Annotated in this window: 13 protein-coding genes; 4 read left to right on the top strand and 9 right to left on the bottom strand. The window is 60.1% G+C overall.

What is annotated here, in order from left to right; translation table 11 throughout:
• Positions 1 to 3 precede the first annotated feature (3 nt).
• Both ISX84_RS00190 and ISX84_RS00185 read right to left on the bottom strand, forming a co-directional pair.
• Positions 4 to 5,289 carry an ExeM/NucH family extracellular endonuclease gene (locus tag ISX84_RS00190; protein ID WP_195818305.1) on the bottom strand — a complete coding sequence of 1,762 codons (5,286 nt, stop codon included), beginning with the start codon at positions 5,287 to 5,289 and terminating at the stop codon, positions 4 to 6.
• Positions 5,290 to 5,473: 184 nt separating this feature from the next.
• A complete protein-coding gene (locus ISX84_RS00185; protein WP_195818304.1) occupies positions 5,474 to 6,343 on the bottom strand; it encodes a 1-acyl-sn-glycerol-3-phosphate acyltransferase in 870 nt (289 codons plus the stop codon).
• 170 nt (positions 6,344 to 6,513) lie between these two features.
• On the opposite strand from ISX84_RS00185, the gene ISX84_RS00180 reads away from it, so the two are divergent.
• The 4 genes from ISX84_RS00180 (at position 6,514) to ISX84_RS00165 (ending at position 10,036) form a co-directional block, all read left to right on the top strand.
• Positions 6,514 to 7,329, top strand: coding sequence for a UDP-2,3-diacylglucosamine diphosphatase (locus tag ISX84_RS00180; RefSeq protein ID WP_195818303.1), 816 nt, complete (start codon positions 6,514 to 6,516; stop codon positions 7,327 to 7,329).
• Positions 7,330 to 7,342: 13 nt separating this feature from the next.
• Entirely contained in the window at positions 7,343 to 8,569 is a 1,227-nt protein-coding gene (locus tag ISX84_RS00175; protein ID WP_195818302.1) for a DUF3419 family protein, read from the top strand.
• A gap of 4 nt (positions 8,570 to 8,573) precedes the next feature.
• Positions 8,574 to 9,293, top strand: a complete 720-nt coding sequence (locus ISX84_RS00170) for a class I SAM-dependent methyltransferase (protein ID WP_195818301.1) — start codon at positions 8,574 to 8,576, stop codon at positions 9,291 to 9,293.
• 128 nt (positions 9,294 to 9,421) lie between these two features.
• Entirely contained in the window at positions 9,422 to 10,036 is a 615-nt protein-coding gene (locus tag ISX84_RS00165) for a response regulator (RefSeq protein ID WP_195818300.1), read from the top strand.
• An 18-nt stretch (positions 10,037 to 10,054) separates the two neighbouring features.
• Here ISX84_RS00165 and ISX84_RS00160 read toward each other — a convergent pair whose 3' ends face one another.
• From ISX84_RS00160 to ISX84_RS00130, 7 genes are all read right to left on the bottom strand, one after another.
• A complete protein-coding gene (locus ISX84_RS00160; RefSeq protein ID WP_195818299.1) occupies positions 10,055 to 12,760 on the bottom strand; it encodes a calcium-binding protein in 2,706 nt (901 codons plus the stop codon).
• Positions 12,761 to 12,805: 45 nt separating this feature from the next.
• Positions 12,806 to 14,206: a nucleotide sugar dehydrogenase gene (locus ISX84_RS00155; RefSeq protein ID WP_195818298.1), complete on the bottom strand. Its 1,401-nt coding sequence runs from the start codon at positions 14,204 to 14,206 to the stop codon at positions 12,806 to 12,808.
• Between the two features lie 222 nt (positions 14,207 to 14,428).
• On the bottom strand, positions 14,429 to 16,012 hold the full coding sequence (locus tag ISX84_RS00150; protein ID WP_195818297.1) for a glycosyltransferase: 1,584 nt from the start codon (positions 16,010 to 16,012) through the stop codon (positions 14,429 to 14,431).
• Positions 16,013 to 16,016: 4 nt separating this feature from the next.
• Complete coding sequence (locus tag ISX84_RS00145) at positions 16,017 to 17,426, bottom strand: HlyD family secretion protein (RefSeq protein WP_195818296.1); 1,410 nt, start codon at positions 17,424 to 17,426, stop codon at positions 16,017 to 16,019.
• A 116-nt stretch (positions 17,427 to 17,542) separates the two neighbouring features.
• Entirely contained in the window at positions 17,543 to 20,092 is a 2,550-nt protein-coding gene (locus ISX84_RS00140) for a PAS domain-containing hybrid sensor histidine kinase/response regulator (RefSeq protein ID WP_195818295.1), read from the bottom strand.
• Positions 20,093 to 20,151: 59 nt separating this feature from the next.
• Positions 20,152 to 20,661, bottom strand: a complete 510-nt coding sequence (locus tag ISX84_RS00135; RefSeq protein WP_195818294.1) for a molybdopterin-dependent oxidoreductase — start codon at positions 20,659 to 20,661, stop codon at positions 20,152 to 20,154.
• A 596-nt stretch (positions 20,662 to 21,257) separates the two neighbouring features.
• Positions 21,258 to 22,211, bottom strand: coding sequence for an ABC transporter substrate-binding protein (locus ISX84_RS00130; RefSeq protein WP_195818293.1), 954 nt, complete (start codon positions 22,209 to 22,211; stop codon positions 21,258 to 21,260).
• Positions 22,212 to 22,240 lie beyond the last annotated feature (29 nt).

Genomic DNA, 22,240 nt, shown 5'->3' with positions numbered 1-22,240 from the left:
TAATTACGCGATGTCGAAAACACCGTTGTTGATAATATCGATCTCTTCGATGTCGCTGATCCCGCGCAGCAGGATTGTGTCGCGATCCTCGTCCAGCGTGATCAGGAGGTTGTCGCGCCCAATGGTCCGGGTGGCTGCGATCACCGCGCCGTCCAGATCGAGCGTGTCGATACCAGCTTCGAAGTCCTGCACGCGCAGGCTGTCCCGTTGCCCGTCGGTGTCCGTGAAGACAAAGGTATCGGCATCGCCGCCACCGCTGACAACATCCAGACGCCCCCCGCCAGAGACAATACGCTCTGCCGCGTCGGTCCCTGCCAGACGATCATTCCCGGATGTCCCGGCAATCAGCAGATCGGTGTCGCGGTCCAGATCCAGACCGACAATCACCGGGTCATGGTCAGAGCCGCGCAGCGGTGTGCTGCCGTCAAACAGGCCCTGATCCGTCGGGCGCAGTGTGTCGGACTGCGAGAAGGTGCCATCGAGGTTGTAGTCGAAGAACACCGGCGTGTCGGAGTTGATGTTCCACGTCGTCGCCCCGGTGACCTGATCCCGCAACCCTTCGTTGGCCAAAGCATAGTCAAGCGTGCCGATCTGACCACTGAAACGGTAGGAGTAGACATCGTCGCCTTCGAATTCCCGGGCAAGGTCAGTATAGCCTGCGGCTTCCAGCACCTGGATCGGGGTTTCGCGGGCATAGGCGTTTAGATCACCTAGGATCATCACGTCTTCGTCGTCCACACCAGTGGGATTTGTTTCCAGCCATGCGGCCAGTTCACGGGCGGCCTCTTCGCGGGTGGCGTTGTTGCGGCCTGCCCCATCGCCCTGATCCTGATCCTCGACCGCACCCGTGGGCGAGCCCTTGGATTTGAAGTGGTTGACCGACGCGGTGAAGACACCGCCGGTTTCGATCTCCTCAAAGCTTTGCGCCAGGGCCGCGCGGTTGAAGGCGTCGCCGCCCTGTCCGGCGCCCAGCGGATCAAGGAATTCCTCCGTGTCGAGGATCGCCGCGTCCCCCACCAGCCTGGTCGTCGTGGTGTCATAGATGAAGGCCACCGCGATGGCGTCATCACCGACGACGTCACGGCCCGGATCAACAAAGGACCAGACCTCGGACCCCAGTGTCGCATTGATCTCGGCCACCAGCGTCTTGATCGCAAAATCATCGCCTGCAAAGTCGTTCTCGATCTCGATCAGACCGATCACGTCGCTGTCCATGCCGAGGATGGTCTGCACCAGCTTCTCAGTCTGACGCGCCAGCTCTTCGGGGTTTTCGGCGCCCCGGGCGTTTTCGCCGTTATCGATCTGCCCGCCCAATGTGGTGAAGTAGTTCAGCACGTTCAGGGAGCCGACCTTGTAGTTGCTGCCCACATCTTCGGGCTCGGTCGGCACCGGGTTGGTCTCGGGGTCAAGGTCGGCCTCCGTACCTTCGGGCAGGCGCAGACGGAATTCACCAAAGTCGAAGTCTAGGATCGCGGTCAGCCCGTCAACCGACTGGCCCATGCGCGGCCCATCGGTCGGCCCGCCAATCAAGGTACCATCCGGCAAGGTGATCGGATCGAAATCGGAGCGCTCGCTGTTGGTGCCGTCGTCGATAGCAATGGTGCGATTGGCGACCTCTTCCAGGTAGGCCGCGTTACCATCGGCATCCGGCGTGTTGATCTGGCTATACTGGTAGACCGGGCCATCGGAGGTCAGCAGCGCGCGGCCAAAGTCCTCGTAGTCGAAGCTTTCAGAGAATGTCAGCGCTTCGTCGATGGTCACCAGCATGCTTTCATAGGCTTCGCGGTCATCAACATCGGGCAGTTGGATCGACTGGGCCAGTGACATCGGGTCCACCGCCTCGGCCTCTTCAACGCGGATTTCCTGGACCTGAATGGTGGTCTTGCCGAAGCGTTCGATCACCGTGCCCAGCACGCGGACCTTGTCGCCTGCGTTCACATCCGTGTTCAGGTCACCATTGCCTTCGAAGGCAAATATTCCTTCCGAGGTGTTCACATCCGCATCCTGATCAGCACTCTCTTCCATCAGGAAGAAACCACCCAGATCACGGAAGCTGTCATCGTCACCGTTCTGGAAATCGCCCGTCACGATGGCCTCGATCACGACGGTCTGACCAACAAGCGCGCTCGCCGCGCCGCTGCCCTGAACATCGCTGATCAGTGTGGGTTCATCGTCAATGTTGCCACCGCCGCCACCGCCGCCGCCAAGGCCAGTGCCGGAGGTCGGAGTATTGATCTCGGCGTCGTTGAAGAAGTTGAGCAGGTCAAAGTCCCCGGCGGTGTCGGTGTCCACGCCGTCCTCCACGCGACGCACACCTGCTGGCAGGAAATTCCCATCGGGGCCAATACCGGGCGCATCCAGGGCAGGCGTATCGCCATCCGCATCCAGTGTCGCCACAGAATCGATCACGACCTCACTACCGGTGATGGCATCGCCCTGCAGGCTGGAGGTCTCGACCAGCACGAAGGTGGACGAGCCATTCTCCAACGCATTGGCAGGCAGGGTGAGGTTGGCAGAGACGCCATAGGTCGCCTCGGCTGTCTGGTTTGCAAGCAGCAGGAAGCCATTGTCTCCCAGAACCGTGCCTGGCTCGAAATCAATACGGAAATCGATGCTGCCAGCCCCCTCGGGAGCATCCGCATCGTTCTCCACCACGATCAAGCTTAGGCCATCAAGCGAGGCGCCTGGCGTACCAAAAAGCTCTATATACTCGGCGTCCGTGCTGACGGTGCTGGAAAGCACTGCGTTGATCACCACGCTGTCCTCAGTCCCTTCGTCAAAGACCGTGTCTTCGCGGAAACTGAGGTTCTGGATGCGCGTATCACCGCTGGCATCCGTGTCCGCCTCCGAAAATGGCGCATCCAGATCGTCGAGGTATTCTGCCAGCGCGTCCTGTTCGGTGCCATCATCGGCAAAGGTCGCATCGCCTGTGCGCGCCGCATCCACCTGCGGCAAGTCCACCCGGTTTGCGCCCTCACCCTGGGGGAAGGGGAAACCGTCCCCACCACCTGCGAGGAAGTTCAGCGTGACAATGCGGAACTCCTGGCTCTCATCGCCGCTGATCTCGCCGTCGCGGACCAGCTCGGCAATCTGGTTACCGTCCTCATCCACGATCTCGGCATTCACGATACGGCCGCCTGCGGGCAGATCGGGATCGAAGGAGAACTCGACGCCGGACACCTGCGGGAAGCGGCCCGCCACGTCGGGCAGCGCGCCCACCCCATGCTCCAGCACCTCGACCAGCTCGGCCTTGGTCAGGGTCAGCAAGGTCAGGCCATTGTTGAACGCCAGCGCTGTCTGGATGTCATTCTGGCTGATGCCGCCTTCGGGCTTCACCACATTGCCATCACCATCGACGATCTCGCCATTGGGCAGACGCGTGGCGATTGTGTCCCCCGGCAGAACCACGGTTTCACCGATGGATGCCCGGATACCACCGCCATTCTTGATGGAAACAACAACCGTGTCATCCGCGTCTTTGGCGGCGGCAAGGTTGGCATCTGCCGTCAGATTGCCAAGATTTGTCTCTTGTGTACGGACCCCATCCGGGTCGCCTTCAACGCCCGAGCGGTTGCCGTTCAGGAAGACCTCGGAGGTGCCAAAGACATTGGATTCCGTTGCGATGATCTGCGCTTCGATGGCATCCGCAATGGCCTGAATTTCCGGATCGACCAGCCCTTCGGCACCCAGATCGGCCACACCCTGCGCATCGGTCGCATAGGCGCCGGACACATCCGCATCGTAGGAGCCGGGAATGATGTTGCCGTCTTCGTCAAAGTCTATGACGAGGCGGCCCACGTATTTGTAGCTACCATCCGTGTTCACGACCGCTGTCTGGGTGCCGCCGGCGTTCTCGATGAAGATCGGGTATTGGCCCTGATCGCTGTCGCCATCCCGCGGACGGTCGTTGTCGTCGAAGAGACGGGTGTTGGAGCCACCGGCAACGATCACGTCGACACCTTCAAGCCGGGCGGCCAGTTCCTGTTCTATGTTCAAGCGTTGCATATGCGCCAAAAGGATGACCTTGTTCAGGGTCGGATCGGCGGCCAGCAGCGCGTCGACCTCCTGCTGGATCTGTGCGGCCAGCGCATCCAACTGCTCGGGTGTCGGGTTGTCGTCGAAGTCACCCGGCAGGATGCCCAGATCGCCTGGGCTTGAAATCCGGTCGAGCGTCGGGGTGGTCGCGCCAATGACGGCAATCTTCTCACCGCCTGTTTCAAGCACAACCGATGAGGTCACCGTATTGCCCTGCGGCGCCGCGCCGCCTGCAACCTCCAGCGGCGCAAGATTTGCGTCGGTCGAAAAGTCGAGGTTGGACGAAAGATACGCGAAATCCGTCCCGCCGAAGTCGGTCCCGAAGACATCACCGGGCGCATCGCCGGAAATCAGGTCAGCCAGCGCCTCGGTGCCGAAGTCGAACTCGTGGTTGCCCAGCGCGATGGCCTGGATGCCCAGCTCGTTCTGGATCTGGATATCTCCGATCCCGGCGGAACCGAACACCGCCTCGGACGCGTCGAAGAAGACGCTCGGAATGATCGCGTCACCGGAGGACAGCGTCAGCGTGTTGTCGGGCTCGCCATCGTTGCCGAGGTCCTGCGCCCGCAGCGCGTTCAAGACGGCCGAGAGGTTTGGCGCATCCACAACCGCTGCGGAAGAGGCCTCCTGGTCGGAAATGTGCAGCAGTTCCAGCGTGAACACACCGCCGTCCCCATCGGTGGCCTCAAGCCCGTCCACCACGAGGTTATCGATGCCGAACTCGTCACGGGCACCGCCGCCGTCAACGTCATCACCTGACCACCGCAGATAGAAGGGGGTGTTCGCAGGCAGATCCGGCAACGGCACCGCGATCACGGATCCAACCACGCCATCGGCGTTCGGCGCAGCAGCGCTGGCAAACATATCGAGCGGCGAGAATGTGACGCCATCGAGCGAATAAGACAGATCAAATGCATTACCCCGCGGCGCGTTATTGTTGACCAGCCGCTCGAAAGTCACAACGACATCGGATAAATCGGTCTCGCCGCTGTTCAGGGTCAGTGTAATGTCGCCGGGTGTGAAATCGTTGCCACCCGGCTGCAGGTAAAGCGCGTTGTCACCGTCGGAGCGGTTGAGGGCATAGAGTCCCCCCGTGGATACGCCGCCGTCCGTTTCACCGCGCGACAGATCCGCCACGGAATTGAACCCTTCGACAGACCAAAGAAGGGAATCAAGCTGACCCGGTGCGGGGTTCTCATCCAGCCCAAGGCCTAGAAAATCGTTGAAATCATTAGCGTAAATCTGACGGCGCATGGCAAAACCTATCTTTGAAGCGAGGAACGCAGACGCCAGACAGCAACACTTCGCCGCCTGTTTCTGCGCTTTCTGGACCCGTGGGTAGAGTGTGGATGTAACGACTTGTTAACGATTACTTTACAGTTTTGTTCTGAGGCCAAAACAACCATAAAGTGTATCGCCTGCCGGACATGCGCGGATTTCAGCTTGTTTCGAGGATCGCATGATAACTTGCTGAGCATTTGACCAATGAAACGCCACCCGTGGCATTCTGGCCAAGTGATACGGTCCGGCGGCGCAAGAGCTCGATGGCGTCAGACCGTTTTGCGGGCAAGTCCCTGGCCGAAACCGGCGCACTGATGTGAACGCGGAACGGCTGGCGATCCTTGTTCAGCGTTTCATGGAACAGCGTGATGTCCCGCAGGGTGGGGTGCAGCAGGTCCAGAAGATAGAACAGCGCCGAATTGCGCGCCTGGATGTTCACCGGGATGATCGGCACGTCGAACTTCTGCGCAATCATGACGGCGGATTGCATCCAAGCGCGTTCGTAGAGGTGCAACTGCCGTCGTTTTGCCAATCGGCCCAAAGGAAAGATGATGCCCAGACGACCGTCCGACAAGGCGGTGCCGGTCAGCTGCATGGTCTTTTTCGTCTTCTCGTAGTTCCGCCGGTCAAGCCGCCATTCGACCGGCAGGATCAGGTTCCGCATCTGGGGCAAAACGCGCAGGATATCGGAGTTCGCAAAGATGAAGAGATCCGGCCGGGAGCGTGCAAAGGCGTGATAGAGGATGATCCCGTCGGCGATCCCCGTAGGGTGATTGGCCACGACCAACGCAGGCCCTGATTGCGGAATATGGCGGAGGCCGGTGATACGCACGTTCTGCGCGATGCGGTCGGTCAGGGCCGCCATGATCTCCGGCATCGGCATGTCGCGAAAACGATGCGCCAGTTCGACCGTTTCCCGATAACGCAGGATGTATTCCGCGACAGAGCGCACCGCCCGCGTCAACGGGTGAGGCGCAAACAGCCACGGCGCGCGCTCTGCAATCAGCGGGTCAAGCCGGTCTCTCATGCCGCAGGCTGTAGCGGGCTTTTGAAACAGAATTGTAACGCCTCCCACCCGTTCGGCGGGCATTGGCGCATTACGAAGATCAGCTGCGCAAAGCCAATCTAGCAGCCTTCATCTGGCTGTCACACCTGCCTCCTATGAAACCGCCAAATGCCGCGCAAGGGATCCTGCCCATGCTCCACCGAACGATATTTCTGTCCGACATCCATCTGGGCACGCGGGGCTGCCGCGCCGATCTTCTGCTGGATTTCTTGAATAAGCACGACGCAGAAGAAATCTACCTGGTGGGCGATATCTTTGACGGCTGGGCCCTGCGGCGGGGCTGGCACTGGCCGCAGAAACACAATGACGTTGTGCAATTGCTCCTGAAAAAGACCCACAACGGGACGCGGGTTGTGTTCATTCCCGGCAATCACGATGAGGTCATGCGCAACTATCTGGGCACCCATTTCGGCGGGATCGAGGTGGTTGAGACAGCGGATTTCACCGCGCAAAACGGTAAACGCTATTTTGTCACCCATGGCGATCAGTTCGACACGGTCGTGATGAACGCCAAGTGGCTCGCGCATTGGGGTGACCGGGTCTATGCGGCGCTGCTCTGGCTGAACCCCAAGATCAACCGCCTCAGATCCCTTTGGAGCGGGGGCTACTGGTCGCTGTCGAAATGGGCCAAGCGGCAGGTCAAGCACGCGGTCAGTTTCATCAGTGAATACGAATCCGTGCTGGCCGAAGAGGCGCGCAGAGGCGGGTATGACGGTGTGATCTGTGGCCACATCCATCACGCCAACATCCGCAAAATCGGCGAGATCACATATGTGAATACCGGCGACTGGGTCGAAAGCTGTACCGCCGTGGTGGAACGCGCCGACGGCACGCTGGAACTCTTTGATTGGGAAGCCCGGGCTGCCGCGACCTCCTCGGTCCGCCGACGCAGGCGGTTGGCCAGGATCAAGGCCCGTAAGAAAGACCTCGTAGAGACGCAAACATGATTCAGGAGCTGCCATGACTGTAACGCAAACCGTGACGGACCAGCTTGGCGCCGCCGTCCACCAGAATGCGCGCCTGTCGCGCGACGGCCTGCTGGAGCGGCTGTTTTCGCGTCTCTTTCACGGCTTGGTCTATGCCCAGATATGGGAAGACCCCGTCGTCGACATGCAGGCGCTGCACCTGACACCGGAGGACAACGTGATCTGCATCGCCTCAGGTGGCTGCAACGTGATGTCCTATCTGACGGCTCAACCGGCGTCGATTACGGCGGTCGATCTTTCGCCTGCGCATGTCATGCTCAACAAGGTCAAACTCACTGCAGCCCGGCAGTTGCCGGATCACGCGGCCTTCTATGACATGTTCGGCCACGCGGATCGCGCCCACAACATCAAGCTCTTTGACACCTATGTGGCACCGGCGCTGGACGCAGAGACCCGCGCCTACTGGAACGGCTGGACGCTGCGCGGCCCGCGAAAACGGATGTTGGCGAAGGGGCTCTACCGCTTTGGGCTGCTCGGCCGTTTTCTGGGTGCGGTTCATCTGGTGGCGCGCGTCGCTGGTGTGGATTTTCGACCTCTGCTCGCCGCGACGACTCTGGACGAACAACGCCGGTTCTTCGACGAAAAGATCGCGCCGCTCTACGCCTCCGGTTTCGTTCGGTTTCTCGCCCGCCGTCGCGCATCGCTCTTTGGACTGGGCATACCGCCCGCGCAATATGACAAACTGGCCTCTGATGCAGGGGGCGACGTGATCCCGGTCCTGCTCGACCGCACGCGCAAGCTCTTTTGCGACTTCCCGATTTCACGGAACTACTTTGCCTGGCAGGCTGCGCATCGTGGCTACGATCCTTCGGGCACTGGCCCCGTGCCACCCTATCTGCAACCGGAGAACTTTGACATTGTCAGGGACAATGCCGCCCGCGTTCAGGTGTTGAATAAATCACTGACCGACGTTCTGGCCAACCAGCCGACAGCGTCGAAAGATGCCTATGTTCTGCTCGACGCCCAGGATTGGATGACGGACACCCAGCTAAACACCCTGTGGGACCAGATCACCCGCACAGCGGCCCCGGGCGCGCGCGTGATTTTCCGCACGGGTGGCGCAGACAACATCCTGCCAGGGCGTGTGGCGGACAGCCTGCTGAGCATGTGGGAATACCAAACGGACGCGTCGCGCATCGGCTTTGAAAACGACCGTTCGGCGATCTACGGCGGGTTCCATGTCTATAAACTGCGGGGGTGAGACGATGACGGATGCCCGGTCAAGTCATGCGGCGCTGATGGACAATGTCTATCGCCGTCAACGGCTCTTTTACGACGCGACGCGCAAGTATTATCTGCTGGGCCGGGATCATCTTGTGGAGCAGATCGAACCCACCGCCGACGCCCGTATTCTGGAGGTCGCCTGCGGCACAGGCCGCAATCTGGACCGGATCGACAAACGCTATCCCGGGCGGCAGCTTTACGGGTTCGATATCTCACAACAGATGTTGATCTCGGCACGGGCCAAACTGGGACACCGTGCGACGCTCGCGCCCGGCGACGCCTGCGACTACGACCCGCAGCAGATGTTTGGCGCGCGGCAGTTCGACCACATCGTCATGTCCTATAGCCTGTCGATGATCCCTGACTGGCGGGCCGCCATTGACGAAAGTCTACGTCACCTCGCACCGGGTGGGCGGCTGCACATCGTCGATTTCGGCGACCAGAGCGACCTGCCCAACTGGTTTGATCGGGCCCTGCGCCAGTGGTTGGCGAAATTCCACGTCAAACCCCGCGATGCGCTGCGCCACTTCACCGCGCAGCTGTCAGGATGTAGCGTGCAGCACGAAGACCTCTATGGCACCTACGCACAGTATCTTTGCCTGCGTCTGCCGAACGTCTTGCCCTGTCGCGAAACGTTTGCACAGCATGAGAAAGGCCGCGACGGATACAAAGAGTTAACGCTGGCATCAGAATCTGTTTGAGATCGACGCGCATCCACGGTTGACTGCTGCCACCGCATTTTCCCCTTGGCCTCTTCGCCAAAACAAAAGACAGTACACGTAATGCGTGTTGTGACATGCAGGGTGCAAATAATCGGCGCGAGGCCCCAGTGCGAATACTTCTGGCAGACGATCACGAACTTGTCCGCGAAACGATTGCCGCCTTTCTGGAAAAGGAGGACGGGTTTGTCGTTGTGCAGTCAAACGATCTGCCGGAGGTCGAAAAGGCACTGATGGCGCATGATCCGTTTGATCTGGTCCTGCTGGACTATGAGATGCCCGGCATGAACGGTCTCAGCGGCTTGCAAAAGATCATGGATGCCGTGCGCCCGCGCCCTGTGGCGCTGATCTCGGGCTCTGCAAGCAAGGCCGTGGCCGAAGAGGCGCTGGAAATGGGGGCCGCCGGATTTCTGCCGAAAACGGTCGCGGCCAAATCACTGGTGAACGCCATCCGCTTCATGGCGATGGGCGAGAAATACGCGCCCATCGATTTCATGACCCAGGAAGAGGAAGAGGTAGAACACCCGCTCAAGGAATTGCTGACACCGCGCGAACTACAAGTTCTGTCCTGTCTGACCCGCGGGTTGGCCAACAAGGAAATCGCGCGGGAAATCGACCTGCAGGAAGTCACGATCAAACTGCATGTGAAAACGCTGTGCCGTAAGTTGGATGCAAAAAACCGCACGCATGCGGCAATGATCGCAAAGGAGGCGGGCCTGTTCTGACCTGCCTCCTGTTGAGTTTCAGAGTTCCAGGCTGTCGCAGACCTGAACCAGGAACATCTCCATCAGGTCGTTGTGATCCCACAAATCAACCGTCAGGTTCGCCAATTCGATCGTCACGCTGAAATCAGCGTTCTGCACCACGTGCTGGTCGATCCAGTCCGATTTGGTCTGGTCCGAGGTCAACAGATCCAGCATCCGGAAATCCAACCGGTCGTTTTCAGTACCGTCGCAGGTGAAGTCGAGGATCGTATCTGTGCCGCCGTCCGTATCCTCGCTTCTGAAAACGAACCAATCGGCATCGGCACCGCCCAGCACCACATCATTCCCGGCACCCAGCAGGATCTTGTCCCGTCCCTGCCCCGCGTCAATGGTGTCATCCCCTTTCGAGGCATTGATGTAGTCGCTGCCAGACCCGCCGTTGATCACGTCATTGCCGGACCCACCATAGAGCTTGTCCTTGTCGTCCCCCCCGTTCAACGTGTCGTTGCCGGTGCCGCCTTTCAGAACATCCCGCGCCCCCGCGCCTGACAACACGTCATCGCCGGAACCGCCGGTGAGAAGGTCGATACCGGTTCCCCCCGTCAGCATGTCGTTGCCTGAGCCACCGTCCATGACGTTATCTCCCTGGCTGTCGGTCAGGATGTCGTCGCCGGTGCTGCCTTCGAGCGTGTCATTGCCCTGCCCGCCTTCGAGACTGTCATCGCCGACACCGCCGTTGAGCAGATCATCCCCGGAACCGCCATCCATCCGGTCGGCCCCTTCACCACCGCGCAGGACATCCGCCCCGGCGTCTCCCTGCAGATCATCTGCGCCGGAACCCCCGATCAACTGGTCATTGCCCGCACCCCCTTGCAAAACGTCGTTCTGAGCACCGCCAGCAAGTTGGTCATCGCCATCGCCTCCCTGCAGCCAGTCGAACCCCGATCCGCCGTTGAGGTCATCGTTGTCGACGCCCCCATCCAGCGTGTCATTGCCAGACCCGCCGTGGATCATATCCGAACCGGCGCCACCAAAGAGACTATCGTTCTCCTCGGGCAGCAGATTGCCATAGCCGTCATAGCGGTTGCCGAGATCATCGTAGGTATAGGTCATTTGCGGCCCGACCCGGGTAGCATTGCCGCCAAAAAGCTGGTCATCGCCCTGCCCGCCGGTGAGCGTGTCGTTGCCGCCCTGGCCTTCGATCAGGTCCGCCCCGATCCCGCCATCCGCGATGTCCGCGCCAGCGCCATTGGCAATCACATCGTCATATGTCGTGTCCCCGCCGGTGGTCGCCGCGACGCTCAGCCCGCGGATCAGAACCGATGCGGATGTATCCACGTCCGCAAAGGGACTCATGGCGCGCGGATCGGCTGTGCCGTCATTGGAATAGGATTTCGGACTGCCCGCCATCAACTCCAGCTGAACGCTTTTGCCGTCTGCTTGACGCACCACGCGGTAGATACCGCCCGCCGTCGCGGTGGCGTCGTTCATATCATGATCGCCCCCGTTACCGCCCACGTAGAGGTTGCCATCCGCATCATGAATGGCCGCGCCAAAGGTCATCAGCGGGACACCTTCCTGCAACACGCCGTCAATCAGCGTCCCTGTGATATCGCTGGTCGTGATGATCGGCACCCCGCCATCCGCAACGGTGGAAATGTCGATCTGATACAGCTTGGCGGGCGCGCCTTCGGACGAGGGTCGCGTCACACCGTAGAAAGATGCGCTGGCGGCATCAAAGGCCACATCCCAGAGCTGATCCTGGATCATTGATTTTGGAAAGGGGAAGGTCTTGCTGACCACCTGACCATCGGCCCCGACGTTATCCACGTCGATCATGGTCAGCCGGTCCATGCTGGACTGGAACGCCCAGAGATTGCCATCGGCATCGAAATCCCCGGTCCATGACCGATAGGGCGTGCTGCCGATCCGGAAACTTGCCCCCGAGGCGTCCAGCATGACCAGATCGGAACTGGCAACATCATTGCCCAGACTGTCCGTGCCATTCGACACCGCAAGCCCATAGATCATGTCATCCTGAACATTGAAGCCGATGGCGTTGACGGTCACCGTCGCCTTTTGCCCAGCCAGCGTGTAGCTGCCGGTCTGCGGATCAAACACCTGAAGCGTGCCATTGATGACCTGATAAATGCTCGCCTGCCCCTCGGCAAAGCCTTTGACATCGACGGCTTTGCCCCCGATCTCCATCTGTTTTTCATAGTAAAAGACAGGTGCATCCGTGTGGATGGTCGGGCCGGTATCAAGCGTGCTGTCGATGGATCGGAATGTCAGCTCGCCGACGCCATCAATCCCCTTGAAGGTGATGTCATGGGCGGAAAAGCTGGCGCTGTTGGTATCGAACTGGTCAATGACGGCCCCGTTCCACAACACTTCCACAGCGCCGCTGACAGAGCCCGCACCATAGTTCGCCGCCAGATCGAAGCTGATCGCATAGACCTCACCTGCCCGGGTTTCCACCGCCTGCGTCATGCTGGTGTGGCCACTATCACTGGTGGACACGGCCCAGGCGCCGGTATCGGCGTATTGGGCAAAACTGGTGGCCCCGTCCGTGCCCTCAAGCATGTTGGTTTCGATGAAGTCCCCAAAGACGATGTCGTCCCCCTGCGTGGTCTGGATGATGTCATCCCCGGAAAGCCCAACAACGAAATCCACGTCGGCGGTGCCTTCAAGTGTTTCGGACAAGTGTGTCCCGATCCTAAGGTTCTGATTAACTGATACGGACATTTGTCCCTCCTTTACTGGTTACGTTCACAAAATGCGGGGCGGCTGTTACCAGCCGATCCCTTGATAGTTTGCCGCTGTCGGCGCCGCAGACGCGATCCGGGCGACATCAATGACCGGCGTGTCGCCTGCAGTCTCTACCGCAGCGCGGTAGGTTGGGTTGGCATGGGTGACGATCATTGCCTCGACACTGCCCGTGACCTCATCAAGATCGGCGCGCATCATACCCGGCAGGTCCTTGGCCAGCGCCTGCAGACCGGGGCTGCCGTGGCGCACATAGGCAAGCTGACCGGCAAGGGGGGTTTCCGGTGTGATCGCCGGGTCGTGGATCACCACCTCGACCCCTTCGGCGTTCAGCGCGGCAATCACCTCCAGAATGGGGCTTTCGCGCAGATCATCGGTACCGGGTTTGAACGCCAGCCCGAGAACGCCGACCCTTTTGGCACCCGTGTCGCGCACCATCTGAAGCGCTGCGTCGATATGTGTCTCATTGGAGGCGCCGAGGCTCTGGATCAGCGGCAGATCAACGCCTTGCTGCTCGGCAATATGCGCGACCGCGCGCACCTCCTTGGGCAGGCAGGAGCCCCCATAGGCGAAGCCCGGCTTGAGATAGTAGGGAGAGAGGTTCAGCTTTGTGTCCTGCACGAAAACATCCATGACATCGTGGCTGTCAACGCCCAGCGGCTTGCACAGGCGTCCCACTTCATTGGCAAAACAGACCTTTGTCGCGTGCCAGACATTGTCGATGTATTTCACCATCTCCGCCGTCTCGACGGTGGTGACAATCGGGTTTTCGTCCACCGCCTCGTAGATGCGGGACAGAACTGCGGCGCTGCGCGCGTCATTGGCGCCGATCACTGTCTTGGGCGGCGCGTAGAAATCCTCCACCGCGACACCTTCGCGCAGGAATTCCGGGTTGAAACAGACACCGAAATCCTCCCCTGCCGTCAGGCCGGACACCTCTTCGATGATCGGCGCCATGAAGCCCATGGTCACCCCCGGCGGGATCGAACACCGCATCACCACCACGTGGAAGCTTTGCTTGCGTTTCAGCCCGGCGCCAATGGCCCGCGCCGCCGCATCAATATAGCTGTGGTCACAGCCGCCATCCGCGGCGGTCGGGGTGCCGACAGAAACAAATGTGACATCCGTATCAACAACCGCCTGCTCCAGGTCATCCGTGGCAGAGACAAGACCATCCTCCACGCCTTCTCCCAACAACCGCTCCAGATCCTGTTCATGGATCGGCGACCGGCCAGCAGCGATGCAGGCCACCTTGCCGGGGTCGATATCGACCCCCACCACGCGGTGTCCGAGGCTGGACAGGCAAGCGGTGGACACCGCCCCGACATAGCCAAGGCCAACAACGCTGATGCTGGGTTTCTCATCTACCAGCCGCAGCGGCGCTTGCAGGGTTTCCTGGGGGAAGTTCAGGGGAATGTCGAACATGATACCAATCCTTACTTGTGACTGACATCCTTCTATCCAACTGTTTTACAACAATCTTTCCTACAGCGGTATAGGTGCGCCAAACTTTGTATGGCGGCGCTATCCTTTGGGATAGCCCCGTGCCCGGATGGGAGATCGCAGCAAATAGCGTGGGCATGACCCTGGGCTGACGCGGGCTGTGCCGCGTTTGGGGACCACGTCAGGCACAGAAATGACGGTGGCTCAGAAGAGAGGAGGCAGCTCCAGCGCGCCCACATAAACCGCCAGCGCCGTGACGAAAGCCGTGACCGTGGTGACCAGCTGGAACTTGGCCACTGCGTTCTGCATCCTGTCGCGCAACGTACCGCCATTGCCCGCCGTTTGATTGCCCCGGTTCGACCATTTCTGTTTGCTGAGGTGAAAGATCATATAGACCTTTACGCCCGCATTTATGATCTGGTTGAAGTAGAGAATGAAGGGCCAGCTGATATCGGCGCTGCGCGCATAGCGGAACAGGAACAGGCACAGGATTGTCCGGCTGAGCACGATCCAGATCAGACAATGCATCAGGTAGGCCGGTGCGACGAACACCGTCAGCACCGCCAGTGTCGGGCTGACCAGCATCGTCCACATGGCAAGCCGCTGGTCGACCAGGCACCACCAGATGAACGGGTTGACCACGCGCGGCCCCAATGCAATGGCGCGCGTACCGTTGCGCAGCATGTTGCCGGACCAGCGGCGGAAATTCTGCACCATACGCTCGGTGCCCGATCCTTCGATCTGTTCGATTGTGTAGACGCAGGCATCGGGCACATAGGTCATCTTGGCGCGTTTGGTTAGCAGGTGATACCAGGTGCTCTTGTCGTCGCCGGACAGAAACCTGAACCGCCCCCACAGCCAGTGATCAAGATGATCTGCTTCGATGGTCCGGATGAATGTCTCATCCGTGACGTGATACGCACGAAAGACGCTCATCCGCCCAGTCAACGTCAGCACCTTGTCGGACAATGCATGGCTTTGCATGGCCAACCGGCGTTGCGCAAACCGCATCGACAACCAGCTTTGAATCCAATCCGGCCCGTAACACAGCACCTCCTCATTGGTGGTCAGCGCCTGCAGGCCGGGGTCTGCGCCAAACATCGAGCAGGTCTTTTCCAGCACATCCGTGCCATAGACCGCGTCCCCGTCCATGAAGATAACCAGATCATCCGGGCGAATACCGGCACGATTCATCGCCCGCAGGATCATACCGATGGCCATGCGTTTGCCCGGCTGGTTCTGCCGCAAGAACACCAGTTCTGCATCCAGATCGGCGGCATGGGTGCGCACGAATTCCGTGATGATCTGCTCATCATAGGAAGCGCCGGTGCCAATCCACAGGGTGGTCGGGATGCCCTCTCGCCGGATTTGCCCAAGGATGGAGCCGATCACGCGGCGCGTGATGGCGGGTTCTTCGTAGAATGTTGTCATCTGGATATGCAACCGCCGCGGGCGCCATCCCGATTGCCAAACCGCATCCGCGCGACGGCGCATGCCCGGCCATTTGAACCGTGCAAAAATCTCGGCGCGGACCGCATGGGTGAACCACCAGCCAAAGCGCCAGATGCCAAGGCCACCCAGAACAAAGGTCACCTGCAAAAGGTCGGGATGAAAGAAGTTGTTTGGCCAGAACACCATCGCGGCGCTCAGCAGGCCAAGCAAAAGGGCGAACTGAACGCTCTGCCTCGGAGACCATTTGGCAAACCCTTTTGGCACCGGTCCGGAGAGCCTTTTCAACCAGCCATCCAGGTGCTTTTCAAAGGCATAGACCGTATCGGGCGCTTGCATGCTCTCACCCCTTCCAAAAAACAAGGGGGGAGACACGGTCAAGCGACACCTGCGCCGGGGCATTGCGGCGGAACCATTTGCGGCTGTTCATGACCCCGACATCATCCGCCTGAATGGTCAGGATCATGCCAAACCGGTCGGGCTGCGCGATATTCGTGCCGGCCTGCACATCGGTGACGGTGCCTGTGACCTCTCTGGCCTCACCCCGGTAGACATAGGCGATCCGCGCCGCCATGCCGACATGGACGCGGGTCGCCATGGCATCGTCCAACCAGGCAACGGCGCGGCGCGGGTTCTTGTCTTCGACGTCGATAACCGGTGTGTTCCGCCCGACATAGCCACCTTTTTCGGCGTGCACAGCATAGACGGTACCTGCGGTGCGTGCCCGGATCAGCAGCTTGTCGGCAGCAGCCTTGCGGTGCCGCAACTCGCGCTTCCAGCGACGCAGATCAAGCTCACGTTCCTCCACACCCGCCTCCAACGTGGCCTTCATGTCAAAGTAGCCCCCCGCAACCGTGTCGCGACCGCGGTCAAATGCGTATAATTCGCGCCATGCCGTCTCAACCACAGGGGGGTAAACCAGCGCGCGCGGGTCGTTCCGCTGCCACGGGTCCCACACCTGGGAAAACGCCGCCCAAAGTGCGGCGCGGCGCGTCTGGTACAGCGCCAGATGACGTGCCAGACGGTCTTCGGCGGTTTTCAGGCGGCGTTCCGCCAACAGCACTTCGGCCCGCACATCCTCTACATCGCTTTCCCGGTCCGGGTCCTCGATCCGGGCCAGAATGTCACCTGCGGCCACATCGTCACCAACCGCCACGTTCAGCCGCGTCACATATCCCGCGCCCGGTGCGACATACTCCAGGATTGGCGCCGTAAACCGCGCATGCTCCAGATCGATACGGGACAGGCGCTGCCAGATGTGGCCGCCCAGAAAGACCGTCAAGAGAGCGGCCATTGCCGTGTAGAATGCCATGTTCCAGATGATACGGAGGAGCCGGGGTTTCCCGGCTGCGCGACCCGCGGCCTCCTCCGCTTCGGTCTCGTGCATCGGCACCAGATCCACCGGGGTATCAAGACTGGTGATCATCTCTCCCGCAGAAACCATCTGGCCCGAAAGCACCCCCTGATAGAAGGTAGAAAGGGTCTCTCGCTGCCGCACGGTAAGCTCTGCAAACTGGTAGTGACCCGGCGTGTCGGTCGCCGTCAGCGAAACCGGGAAAGAGACCTCAACCCCTTGGAAAGGAACGCACAACATCGTTTCGCCGGCCATGTCGGGCGCGTCGACCTCCAGCCATATCCCCGCCAGCGACCAGCGGCTTGCAGTCACCTTGCAGCCATTTGCCTTGTGCAAATGCAGCGGTGCGGTGACCGAAAACGAAAGATCTGACATCGGACATTCGTGGCGAATGTTCATGGCGGGCTCCAGGCTGCGTACAGACGATACGGCGGCGTTCCGGACGGTATATCAGGCGGAGACGCGCCGCAGAGGGGCGCAGCGGAACACTCTCATGCGCAAAAGTCTAAAGGGGGCTATCCTTTGGGATAGGGGGATGTCGCCGCATCCCTCAGGGCTGTGCGGGTCTCTGGCCATGCATCGACAGCCTCCGTAGCCGCAGAGTGCGAGGCTGCAGGCTTCCCAGCCTTGGCCGCCTGTTCCAGCTTGCGCAAGCGCCGCTGGAACGGGACCACACCCACCATGCCCGCAGACCCAATTGATTTATGCGTACGTGCGGCCAGGGTTGGCAGGTCGGACGCATCCAGAAGGGTTGGCACGTCGGCCAACAAGGCATCAATCTCCGCCTCGAAGTCCGCCACCAGTCTCTGCAGCCTTTCCTTGGCGAACACTGTTCTGAGCTCGTCGAAAATGTGAGAGGCCACAAGATCCTCCACCTGCACCCTCGCTTTTTCCGGTGCCATCACATCCACGGTACCAATTGCAGTGGCCAGCGTGCCGAGCAGTTCCGCCTGCGACACCGGCTTGTTGAGGCAGATGTCCATCCCGGCAGCGATGAATTTGGCCTGTTCATCGGCCAGCGCATGCGCGGTCAACCCGATGATGGGCACCGCGCGATTGGGCGTGTCGGCCGCCCGGATAATCTCCGTTGCGTCGAGGCCATTCATCACCGGCATGCTGACATCCATCAGGATCGCGGCAAACCGGCGCTGATGCGCCAGATCCACCGCTTCCTGACCGTTATGGGCTTCGGTGACCTCCACGTCATGCGCCTTCAGCATTTGCCGTACGATCAGACGGTTGATCTCATTGTCTTCGACCAGCAGAATATCTTGCCCCTTCAACATCTCCGTATCCGGCATCGTCGGTGGTTGATGTGGCTCTGGGGCACGCTCCTCGGCGACCTGCAGAGGGACCGAAACGGTGAACGTGCTGCCCTTGCCCACCTTGCTTTTCAGGGTGATCGTCCCGTGCATCATATCCACAAGCTGTTTGCAGATGGTCAGCCCAAGACCCGCACCCGAGGCCAACCGGTCATAGGATTTTTCCTGCGTGAAGAAGCGATCAAAGACCCGCGTCTGATCTTCCGGGGGAATGCCAACGCCCGTATCCTTGACGGAGAATTCCAGCATCAGATGGCCATCATCCGTCGGTGTCGTCCGCGCCTTCAAGGTGACCTTGCCGTGGTGCGTGAACTTGAGCGCGTTGCTGACCAGGTTGAAGGCAATCTGGCGCAGCCGCTGTTCATCAGCAACCACGTGACAGCGTGACATGCCTGCCAAATCCAGCGTGAGCGTATTGCTTTGCGCATAGGCGGTGGTTTCATTCGTGGTCACCACGTCCTTGAAGAACTGCCGAAGCTCGAAAGTGTCCTCGCTCAGCTCCAGCTTGCCCACGTCCATGCGCGCCACGTCGAGCACGTTGTTGACATGGTAGAGCAGGATATCTGCCGAGTGTCGGGCGATCCCGAGATAGCCCGCCTGCGTCTTGCCCAGCTTGGTGTTTTGCAAAAGCTCGATTGTCCCGAATATACCGTTGAGCGGCGTGCGCATCTCGTGGCTCATCACCGCGAGGAAATTGGATTTGGCCTGTTCGGCCTGCAAGGCCTCGTCCCGGGCACGTTTCAGGTTTTCCTCGGCGGCCAGCCGTTCGGTGATGTCTCTCAGGTAGGAAATGAAGATCGTACCGCGATGGTCCTTGGCCATGCCGATGGAGATTTCCACCGGGAACTCCTCTCCCGATTTGCGCAAGGCCGTGATCTCGATCCGGCCCTGCCCCACCAGCCGCGCCTCTCCGGTTTTGTTGAACCGGTCCATCCCGGCCCGATGCGCCGCGCGGTGCTGATGGGGCACAATGAGATCAGCCATCTGGGACCCAATCGCCTCCTCTTTCGCAAAGCCGAACACCGTTTCCGCCGCGCCGCTGTAGTCCAGAATGACCCCATGATCGTCGGCCACGATGATTGCATCCAGGGACACATCAAAACTCGACTTCAACCGGGAATTCGCACGCTCCGCGGCCTCTGAAATCTCGCGGTGGACGCGATACTGGCGCAGCAAAACAAAGAGCATGAAGCCCAGAAAGAGAATGAGCGCGATGCTGATCGTGGCGGCGGCAAACAGCAATCGACTGAACGCCGCCCGTTCCGCATCGGACGCCGCAGAGCGCAGCGCGATACCGGTCAAGGCGATGTCATGTGCGTCCTCGCGGATCGTGGTCGACAGCTGCCAGACCTCTCGCAGACTGTTTCCCAGCTCCGCATCGGGGCGGTCGATCAGCAGCGCGAGCTTGTCCAGGCAGGCCTGCAACGTGGCCAGCTGTGCGGAAAAAGTGTCATCCGCGCGCATCTTCGCAAAGCCGCGGCTTTCGCGGATATTGACCGCGCGGCTATAGGCATTGTCGAACCGTCGCCGCAGGGTTGCGAGATCGGGCGGGTCCGACTGCTGCGCCAGCAGCGCCTCATCCGTCAGCAGCAGCACATCCACCTCAACCTGGGACAGGGTCCAGGTCAGATTGTCGCCGGGGGCCTCGCGCAGCGTGTTCATCCGCTGCGTGATCGCCAGGAACAGGCCGACCAAAAGTGCTATCCCGATGAGGATCACCCCAAGCGGGAGGATGCGCCGCAAGATCGCGTCCTTTCTGAACAATTCCAGTACCATCCCGATAAGGAGCCCAGCATCGCGCGCTAGTTGTTCGAGACTATACGGTCGAGTTGCCAAATAGAACGTGAATAGATCACCTCGCTGCGATACTTGGCATCGCTGTCGTAGTTGTAGACGATCCAGAGCGGCCCCTTGTTACGACGCGACATGGGCTCGCCGTTCATCAGATAGGCGATGATTGGGGTGTCTTCCTCGATCTCGCTGAGCGGGATCTCGATCTTGTAGTCGTTCAGAGCCACGGCACTGATCTCCTGCCCCTGCGCGCCGGCATAGTCCAGCACGTCACGCAGCGGCACACCGGTGAAGGTGACCTCCCCCTCCATCCAGATCGTGGAGGTGGTGAATTCCACCGTCTCCATGACTTCCAGCAACGCCCGATCCAGCGTGACAACCCCATCCGCCGTTTCATGTGTCAGTGCCCCGGAGAGGGTCAACAACACATCGCCAGTCGGAACGGGCAGCTGTTCTGCCAGACCTTCAGATGTCAGACCCAAAATGAGTGACAGGGCGCAAAGGGTAGGTTTGATGGACATGGTGTCGGCTCCGTGAAAGCAGCAAGGGATGTCCTCGGACTACCGCCACTAGCAGCCAAAAGCGATATGGCAGCGGTATAGCCGCCTATCCTTTGGTATAGGATCGGCGAAATGGAGCCTGCCGAACGGCTGGGCGTTGCCGGGCGGATCATGCGCGCGCGCAATCCGGCACTGTTTCGTGCACTCAATGGGCAGAAGATGCACAGCCGGTCCGGTATAGAGTACCCCGCCTTGTTCGAGGGGATGTCACAAAGGCGGTCGAAAATGCGGCCCATCGTTCTGCCCGCGGATTTCGGGGCCGCTTGTTTCTTGTACTCAAACTGACCTCAGAGCGGCAAAAACAGAGTGCTCCGACAGGCCAATTCACTCGTTACCAACACGGTTGCTACGAACCGGCTGTGCAAGGACAGGTCTACGCAAAAGGGCGCACATCGGGCAGACCTGCAAAAGAACAGGGACACGACAATTCGCCTAGCGCCGATAGCCGTCGGTATAGGTTTTGCTTTTGAACATGTGGGCGCGGGTTCAGAAACGCGCGCAGGCATGTGAAAGGGCCGCACGTTTGACAGCGCGGCCCTTGGTGGTGTGGTACCAGATCAGCCGTTGATCCAGCCGGTCACCGTTTCCTTGTTGTCGGCGATCCAGTCTTCGGCCACCTCACGCGGATCGCGCTTGTTTTCGAACATTTCAACGATCCAGCCGTTGATCTCGTCACCGGTGAACTGCACGTTGGACAGCATCTTGGCGACCGGTGGATTCCGCTCTTCCAGCGACTTGGAATAGGCGACAAAAATATCGTTCGCCGCGATCACGCATTCGAAATAGGACACTTCCAGCCAGTCTTCGGCATCCAGATCGACCACTTCGCAGCCGTCAAAGCGGTCGGGCTCTTCCAGAGCGGTCAGGTCGTATTTCACGTGGATCGCCTCAGGCGTCCAGTAGTAGAAAAGCTGTGGCTTGCCTGCGGTATAGGCCGCTTCGAGACCCGCCTTGAACGTGTCGGCAGAGACGATGTTCGGCTCCCACAGCCCGTCCAGCCCGTAGGATTTGAACTTGATCTGCCAGCGTTTGGTCGACGCCCATGTCACATCCCCGGCCCAGTATTCACCCTTGCCGTTGCCGTCGGTATCAAACATCGCTGCAATCTCGGGGTTGTTCAGGTCCTCGATGGAACTGACCTTATCCGCCATGTAGCTGGGTACGTAGATGTTGGACGTGCCCTTGTAGGGCTTGTTTGTCGCCACCGTCTGGTTGCCGTCGATGTACTCGTCCCAAAGCGCCTGCTGGTTCGGCATCCACATGTCCGTGTAGACATCGATAGATCCGTCGCCCTTATCCATGCCCGCCATGATGACGGCCGCCTGGTTCATGCCCGATACGATTTCCGCATCACCGCCCATTTCCTGCTCGACGATGGCCGCCAGCACATGCCCGATGGCCTGCGCGCCGTTCCAGCTGAGGTCGGAAAAGGTGATCTTCTCCTGCGCGCCCGCGCCTGTCGCTGCCAGCAAAAGCGCTGATGCGGCGGCGGAGTGTTTCAATCCCTTCATGGTAGTCTCCCTTCATTTTGATTTTGGTT

Origin of the sequence: Roseobacter sp. MH60115 (assembly GCF_015644665.1) — a bacterium.
Taxonomy (GTDB): Bacteria; Pseudomonadota; Alphaproteobacteria; order Rhodobacterales; family Rhodobacteraceae; genus Roseobacter.
This window is presented reverse-complemented; position numbering and strand designations above follow the sequence as displayed.